Raw genomic sequence first — 7,535 nt, forward strand, 5'->3', positions numbered from 1 at the left:
TTTATTTTTTCGATTTTTCTGTCCTGTTCTTTTGATGCTTCTGCCCAATACAGAAATAAGAGCAGAAGCCACACCAGTAACATGCAGGAGCGGGGAGTAGTAGTGGTGGTAGGTGCAGGTATAGCTGCTATTAAAAGCGATATCTGCGGCAGTTGGGGCTGTAATAACTTTGGCCCAAGCGCAAGTGTAGGAGCTCTTTATAAGCTTACGCCATACTTAGGTTTTAGTGGAAACATAGACTATATGCGTCTGGGGGCAACAGAAAAAGTCCCTAATCCTGATTTGAACATAGCTTTCGAGTCTGAAGTCTTACAATTCTCCGGTTCTATAGTGCTTAATCTGTTGGATAGCTATGCTGGCGCTGGCAATTACCGCTCCAGCCGTAAACGCTTTGTAGTACCTTACGTGCGCGCAGGTATAGGAGCGGTTTACTATACGGCAACTTCCTTCCCGAGGCAGTATGGCGAATTAGATGATTCTCAGACTACGTATGATCCTGAGCGGGAGTACCCTGCTTTTGCTGCTGTTATTCCTTTTGGCGGAGGACTTCGTTTCAGAGTGAATGATGAATTCAGCATTGCGCCTGAGCTGATGTACCAAATCACCTCCACCGACTTTCTGGACAACATAGGCCCGCGCATTGGCGATCCTAATACTAAAGATCACTTTGGCGTGGCTTCTATTAAGCTACAGTACACCCCTGTTATCAAAAACAAGATATTCTCTAAAAAGCGGTAGCGTTTCCATTTAAGTTTAACCACTCATTTCTGCAACCGTAGAGGTAAAGGCAGGTGCAAAAGCATCTGCCTTTATTTTTATACCATATCCAATAACTATGAAAAAGAACGATAAAAATACGCTTTGGTGGCTGGCTGCCGGAGCCGGGGCTTTAGTGGCTGCACGTGCAGCTGTAAGAGAATTAAACGCATACGATTTCAGCGGAAAAGTAGTCTTGATAACTGGTGGGGCGCGTGGACTTGGGCTGGTAATGGCTCGCCAGCTTGCTAAAGAAGGAGCCAGGCTGGTGCTTTGTTCACGTGATGTAGAGCAGCTGGAGAATGCCCGTATGGAGCTTGCTGGCACAGGAGCCGACGTGCTGGTACAGAAGTGCGACGTTACTAAAAAAGACGAAGTAGAGGCTTTTATCACCAACGTAACAAATGAATTTGGCCCTATAGATGTAGTCATCAACAATGCTGGCATTATACAGGTAGGCCCTGTAACAGAAATGACGGAGGTAGATTTTGAAGAAGCGATAAACACTTACTACTGGGCGCCTATATATACTACTATGGCCGTACTGCCAAGTATGAGAGCCCGTGGCGGTGGCCGCATTCTCAATGTTGCATCTATAGGAGGTAAGATAGGCGTTCCGCACCTGGTGCCTTACAGTGCTGGTAAGTTTGCTATGGTAGGCTTGTCAGAAGGGTTAAGGGCAGAACTGATGCAATATAACATTACCGTTACCACGGCTACGCCAGGACTTATCCAATCCGGGAGCCCAAGAAATGCTATCGTGAAAGGGCAGCATAAGCAGGAATATGCCCTCTTTAAGATTATGGATTCTAACCCGCTTACGTCTATGAGTGCAGAGGCAACAGCTAAAAAGATTCTGAATGGCTTGCGTTATGGCGATGCAGAGGTAACTACCACGCTGCCTGCAAAGTTTGGGTCTATGCTGCATAAGCTTTCTCCAGGTTTGATGACGGGTATACTGGGTTTAGCAAATAGTATATTGCCCGGAGAGGGAGGTATCGGAAAAACCAGAGCGAAGGGATATGAGAGCGAGTCTAAGCTGTCGGAGTCTGCGTTAACCGAAACAACACAGCAGGCAGCCGTGAAAAACAATGAGCTGTAACGGTAGGCGCTATACTTGGACTGAAGTATAGGCTAAATTTTATATACTTTTACGTCTGCATCACCTTTAACAAAGCAGATCATTTATACTATGGATATCAAAAAAAGAGAAATAGCTTACGACGGATTTTTCAAAATGTATACCCTGACCGTAGAGCAGGACGGCCATACGTTTACCCGAGAGCAATATGACAGGGGCACAGCCGTGGCCGCAATGGTTTTTGATACAGAAAAGCAGGAGTATGTACTTACAAAGCAGTTCAGAATAGGTTCTGAGTCAGAGCTGGTTGAGATTGTGGCCGGTATGGTGGATGAAGGTGAAGAGCCGGAAACAAGTATAAAACGTGAGATTGAAGAAGAGATTGGCTATGAAGTAGATAAACTGGAATTCCTGCACAAGTTTTACTCTTCCCCGGGAGGATCTACAGAGCTGGTGTGGCTATACTTTGCAGAAGTATCGCATCAGAAAGCAGATGGTGGTGGCAACAGCAGCGAGCATGAGCAAATAGAAATTATGCGCTATTCGCCTGCCGAGCTGGATGCACTGGTTACGCCTGATGCTAAAACCATCATCGCACAGCAATGGGTTAAATTTAAAAACAAAGCTTAAACCTCTACAGCTTATTACAAAAGGCAGCTTTCTCTATATAGTAGTCGAAGGCTGCCTTTGGTATACTTTATAGAATTTATGGTTGAGCTAAGTATAGCATCTGTTCCACACCTGACAGGGGTGGATGGGCTGACTTAAACTCCGTCAGCATTGGCTTTGCAAGTATGGCCGAGGCAGTTAGAGGCACAAGCAGACGCTGGCGCTATGTTGAGCTACAGAAAGTAGGAGCTGGCTATTCAGGTATGGCTTTTCAAGCCAGTTGAGTTATAAACTCGACATCATAGTAGGACACGAGTTAAATACTCGCGCCAGCGGATTAGCGGAAGCATACAATGGCACAACCCGATGTAGTCGCCATAAAAAAGGTCTTCTGCGATATACTACAGAAGACTTTTTACACTTTAAAAGCTGAATACAACCTTTTTACTTCACGTCTCGCACCATACTGTTGGCGTCTGCGCTTCCTTCCAGTGCCAGGTATTCAGCCTGTAACGTTCTTATTTTTAATTTATCTCCAGTAGTTAGCTGGTCTTCCACCTGGCGTCGGCGTTCGTTTAGGCTGCTGTACACATTATCTACATAGTCCCACTCGTTTTGGGTCCAGGAGCGGCGCTTGGCACGCACAGTACCCATAAAGGTAAGGTAGGCTTCGCGCATGTCGGTTGGGTCGATGGTGGAGATTTGTTTGTGCTCGCCTAGCAAAGTGCCTTGCCACTCCTGCACTTTATCCTGGTTTAAGGGTTGCTGCTGCCTGCGCTCCTGGCGCTCTTCCCAACGGCTATAGCGGTTTTGGAGCTCTCTGTATTCCTGCTTTGATTTCTCTGAAAGATTCTCAAAGTTCTCCTCCAGTTTTTGGTTACGCTCACGCAGTTCACCTTTTATGCCCGGCCACTCTTTCCGAATAGATTCATCGCCTTTTGCAGTTTGCTCGTTCAACCAGCCCCTGAAATTTTCGAGTTCTTCTTCAGCGGTTTCTCCGGTCTTTCTTACTTCAATTGTTTCTGTGTCTTCTGAAGTAGCGGCGGTTGCTTCTGTCGAATCCACATCTCGGCGGCTCTCACAGCTCCAAAGGCAGGAGGCAAAGCATAGTATAAAGGTATAGGTAAAGGCTTTCATAAGTATAGGTATTTTTACGTAGCTCAATTCATTTGCTCTTCATACGCAAGGCGTTCATTCGGGATGCTTAGGGCCCGGCAATAAACGATTTGTCTTTGCTAATACCATCCCCATATTTATAATACTTGTTCACGGTGACAGGTAAGGTGCCTCGTGCCGCTATCTTGCCGAATACAAGTTGAGCAGCTGCTGCCTGGGCATGGAAGTGTGGCTGATAAGCCAGCAGCAAGGCTCTGCTTTTCTCGATGCCAGGAAACTGGTTAATTGCATAGGCATTGTCGAACAGCGTAATAGCTGCTTTATCTGAGGCTGCTAGCTGTTGCACTAGTTTAGTGGCATCCTTTGAGTAGCCCATGTTGATACTTGGCCTTATACTTGGGCCATACATCGCTACCAGCACCACATCATACTTGCGCAGTTTCTGCCACAGCTTTTTTGTCTCTTTCGCATTTGCCTTCCGCGAAATGTAGAAATCCGTTGTGTTTATACCTTGCTGCCGCACCTGCCGCTGAAAGGCTGTCACTCTTTTAGCACCGATTGATACAGTGGCAATTTTTGGAAAGCGACGCTGGCGCAGCGGCAGCAGGTTTTTCCTGTTGTTGAGCAGTGTGATTGCAGCCTCTGCCATCGCCATGTTGGTGGTATCTGCACCGGGAGCATTCAAATTGTCCACCAGGTTCTCCAGCGGGATTGGTTTATACTTGTCCAGGCCCAGCCACTGTTTGGCAGCCAGGATGCGTTTGCAGCGCCTGTCTATCTCTGCTTGCGTTAGATCGCCTCGTGCTATGGCGGCCTTTACTGCACGAATAGCTTTTGGCACACTATTCAGGCGCTCCAGCACGTCATTGCCGGCCATTAAAGCGCGGGCTTCTGCCTCACCGGGGCTAAAGTACTTTGTAACGCCTTTCATCACCATGGCATCCGTGAAAATCAGCCCCCGATAACCTAATTGCTTACGCAGCAAGCCAGTTACAATCGGCTCAGAAAGCGTGGACGGTAAGTTTCGGGTAGAGTCAAGCTGCGGTATATGCATGTGAGCTACCATAATGCCTCCAACGCCATACGCTATCAACTGCTTGAAAGGATAAAGCTCCAGCGAGTCTAGCCGCTGTTTGCCAAAAGGTATAATGGGCAGGTCGTGGTGCGAGTCTACATCGGTATCGCCGTGTCCCGGAAAATGCTTGGCAACGGCTATGATGCCTCCTGCCTGCATACCGCGCATGTAAGCCAGGCTCTTGGCCGTTACATCCAGCCTGTCTTCTCCAAACGACCGGTAGCCGATAATGGGGTTATTAGGGTTATTGTTGATATCTGCAACAGGGGCAAAATTAATATGCATTCCAAGCCTTTTAAACTCTGCCGCTACCTCTAGTCCCATTTGGTATATCAGGCCATTGTCGGCAATAGCGCCCATCATTTGCTGCGAAGGGTAGTACATGGTTGAATCCAGGCGCATACCTACCCCTGTTTCGGCATCCATGGCGAGCCACAGCGGCACTTTGGAGGCTGCCTGGTAGCGGTTGGTAAGTATAGCCTGCCGAACCGGGCCTCCCTGAAAAAAGATCATCCCCCCGATTTTATACTTCTTAACCAGGTACATCACGTCGGCCTCATACGTAGCTCCCTGGTCAGAGAAAGCTTCTATAATAATAAGCTGTGCAATACGCTCATCAGGGGTAAGGGTGCTAAAGACGGAATCAACCCAATAAGAGCTGCTGTCTTCCATTGCATCGATAAGAGAACTTGCCCGCACATAAGGCTTGCGCTCTACCGGCAAAACCTCAACTTGCTGTTGCGCGTGCTGCTGTTGGCGGGCATCAGAACCCTCACAAGCGTATAGCACCCATACCAGCAAAGGCAGTAGCCAGAGCTGGGTGTGCTGTCGTTTTTTATGAAGCCTCTTTTTTTGTTGCATATATGTTTTTAACGCTAAACATCCGCGCATCATATCTTTTATTAGCGTAATCTGTTTCCATAGGCCGAAGCAGGTACAAATGTATGCGGCTGTGTTAGCGCCTACTTTACGTTAAAATCATTCATGTGGTAAAGCATATCGTGTCTGTTTTTGTTCATTTATTTATCTTTAAGAAATTGAGCGCAAACTATGTCTACCTTTTTACCTAAGCCCGACGCTACTAACCTAACAGATACCGAACCGAACTTTGGCTACAGTTTTTTGCCGGGTTTGCTGTTTGTGGCGCTCATGTGGCTCATCAGTCTGCTTAGTTATCTCACTGGTGCCGACCTGGGTTTTCTGGGTATTTTGCCGCGCAATTTCTTAGGGCTGATAGGGGTGTTTTTAGGGCCGCTTATACATGGCGGTTTGCTGCACCTGCTATCAAATACGTTTCCGCTCCTGTTGCTTTCAGGGTTTATACTTTACATGTACCGTAAAGTAGCGCATAAGGTGGTGGTGCTGATTTATATTTTGAGCGGCTTGTTAACCTGGCTGATAGGTAGGCAGGCGTACCACATCGGAGCCAGTGGCATAGTATACGGTTTGGCGGGCTTTCTGCTGTTCAACGGATTTTTGAGGCAGCACAGAGGAGCTATGGCTGTGTCTTTAGCTATTCTGTTTCTGTACAGCGGTTTGTTTTACGGGATATTCCCAAATGAAAAAGGGGTATCCTGGGAGGGGCATATAGCTGGCTTAGTGTCAGGTTTGGTGGCTGCTATTGCCTATGGCGAGCGAAACCCTGAGCCAGCAGATAAGCCCTATGCACCCAATTTGGTTCAACGCCACATGAGCAGCACCATTGGGCCACAGTACCAACACATGCTTATCCACTACAAGATACAGCCACAACCTACAGCTACAAGCTATACTTATACTTACACACCCTCTACAGGCACTACAAAATCGCCAACAAAGGAAGGTTTGCTTTCGTCTAATGAAAAGAACAAGACGATCTCAAGCATATGACTAATAAACAACATCATTTAGAAGATCACCAACACCTGAAAAAGGAGGAACACCTGCAAACTAACGCTGACGCGAAAGACCATCCGCAGCAGACAGATACTGATAGCGAGACGGAGCAAAGCAAAGCACCGCTTATCATCACGGCTGTTATTTTAGCTGCACTAGTAGCTGCATACTTTATTTTTCCTGGTTTTCAGGAGGGGGTGAAAGAGGCATGGGATGTATTGACAAGCGGGGATGAGCAGCGCATTACTACCTGGGTAGAGCAGTTCGGTTTCTGGGGGCCTTTCTTTATTGTGGCAGCCATGGTGGCGCAGATGTTTCTGCTCGTAATTAACGTGGTCGCGCTGATGCTGGTGGCCATTATTGCCTATGGCTCCTTTTGGGGATCTATTATAGCCATAACGGCGGTAGTAGTGGCATCCTCTCTAGGCTACTGGATTGGCCACCGAATTGGTGAGGCAGGTGTTACTAAGCTAATTGGGCAAAAATCAGAGAAGAAAATTGTCGGGTTTGTAGACAAATATGGAGTTTGGGCTGTGATGATCGCACGCATCTCACCTTTTTTGTCTAACGATGCCGTAAGTTTTGTGGCAGGCTTAGCCCGGATGGGTTACTTAAAATTTCTGGCTGCTACCTTGGCCGGCATCATACCGCTGACAGTGCTCCTGGCATGGCTCGGCGAAAACAACCAGCGCCTGAAAACAGGGCTTATATGGGTATCAGCCGTCAGTTTGGTGGTGTTTATCGGCTACATTATATACGACAAGTATATCAGGAAAAAATAGTTTGAAACCACCAGCCATACACTGAAGCCAGCCTCTTTACAGGCTGGCTTTTTTTGATGCTTCTACTTCAAATAGCCGCCACGGATGAAGCCTGCTATAGGCTTGATGCGAACGTATAAGTCCTTTCTTAGCAGGTGCAATTACGTGCGAAAGTTGTGCAAAAATGAGCAGGTACATGAACTGAAAATCATGGGGTTAAGACAAATATTGGCATTGAAAAATTAAGATATTATAATTTAGC

At 47.1% G+C, this 7,535-nt stretch carries 7 protein-coding genes; 5 read left to right on the top strand and 2 right to left on the bottom strand.

The window, feature by feature from the left end:
• The 3 genes from ACFQ2O_RS18345 to ACFQ2O_RS18355 all read left to right on the top strand — a co-directional run.
• On the top strand, nucleotides 1-738 hold a 738-nt coding region (locus ACFQ2O_RS18345; RefSeq protein WP_377531317.1), incomplete at its 5' end, for an outer membrane beta-barrel protein.
• Between the two features lie 97 nt (nucleotides 739-835).
• The gene (locus ACFQ2O_RS18350; protein ID WP_377531321.1) at nucleotides 836-1,858 is read left to right on the top strand and encodes an SDR family NAD(P)-dependent oxidoreductase; all 1,023 of its coding nucleotides are present in this window, start codon (nucleotides 836-838) and stop codon (nucleotides 1,856-1,858) included.
• Between the two features lie 90 nt (nucleotides 1,859-1,948).
• The gene (locus tag ACFQ2O_RS18355; RefSeq protein WP_377531325.1) at nucleotides 1,949-2,467 is read left to right on the top strand and encodes an NUDIX domain-containing protein; all 519 of its coding nucleotides are present in this window, start codon (nucleotides 1,949-1,951) and stop codon (nucleotides 2,465-2,467) included.
• Nucleotides 2,468-2,890: 423 nt separating this feature from the next.
• Here the strand turns inward: ACFQ2O_RS18355 and ACFQ2O_RS18360 are convergent, their stop codons facing one another.
• Nucleotides 2,891-3,583: a hypothetical protein gene (locus tag ACFQ2O_RS18360; protein WP_377531330.1), complete on the bottom strand. Its 693-nt coding sequence runs from the start codon at nucleotides 3,581-3,583 to the stop codon at nucleotides 2,891-2,893.
• 67 nt (nucleotides 3,584-3,650) lie between these two features.
• Nucleotides 3,651-5,498, bottom strand: coding sequence for a glycoside hydrolase family 3 protein (locus ACFQ2O_RS18365; RefSeq protein ID WP_377531333.1), 1,848 nt, complete (start codon nucleotides 5,496-5,498; stop codon nucleotides 3,651-3,653).
• A gap of 189 nt (nucleotides 5,499-5,687) precedes the next feature.
• Between ACFQ2O_RS18365 and ACFQ2O_RS18370 the strand changes: the two genes are divergently transcribed.
• Nucleotides 5,688-6,506 (top strand): rhomboid family intramembrane serine protease, encoded by an 819-nt coding sequence (locus ACFQ2O_RS18370; protein WP_377531335.1) that lies wholly within the window; start codon nucleotides 5,688-5,690, stop codon nucleotides 6,504-6,506.
• Nucleotides 6,503-7,294, top strand: a complete 792-nt coding sequence (locus ACFQ2O_RS18375; RefSeq protein ID WP_377531337.1) for a TVP38/TMEM64 family protein — start codon at nucleotides 6,503-6,505, stop codon at nucleotides 7,292-7,294. Before ACFQ2O_RS18370 ends, ACFQ2O_RS18375 begins: the two co-directional genes overlap by 4 nt.
• Nucleotides 7,295-7,535: the final 241 nt, after the last annotated feature.

Source organism: Pontibacter rugosus (genome assembly GCF_042678745.1).
In the GTDB taxonomy this organism is placed as follows: Bacteria; Bacteroidota; Bacteroidia; order Cytophagales; family Hymenobacteraceae; genus Pontibacter; species Pontibacter rugosus.

Coding starts and splice junctions, on each gene's coding strand:
- ACFQ2O_RS18365 (WP_377531333.1), bottom strand. CDS start 5,498: ATGCAACAAAAAAAGAGGCTTCATAAAAAACGACAGCACACCCAGCTC.
- ACFQ2O_RS18355 (WP_377531325.1), top strand. CDS start 1,949: ATGGATATCAAAAAAAGAGAAATAGCTTACGACGGATTTTTCAAAATG.
- ACFQ2O_RS18375 (WP_377531337.1), top strand. CDS start 6,503: ATGACTAATAAACAACATCATTTAGAAGATCACCAACACCTGAAAAAG.
- ACFQ2O_RS18360 (WP_377531330.1), bottom strand. CDS start 3,583: ATGAAAGCCTTTACCTATACCTTTATACTATGCTTTGCCTCCTGCCTT.
- ACFQ2O_RS18350 (WP_377531321.1), top strand. CDS start 836: ATGAAAAAGAACGATAAAAATACGCTTTGGTGGCTGGCTGCCGGAGCC.
- ACFQ2O_RS18370 (WP_377531335.1), top strand. CDS start 5,688: ATGTCTACCTTTTTACCTAAGCCCGACGCTACTAACCTAACAGATACC.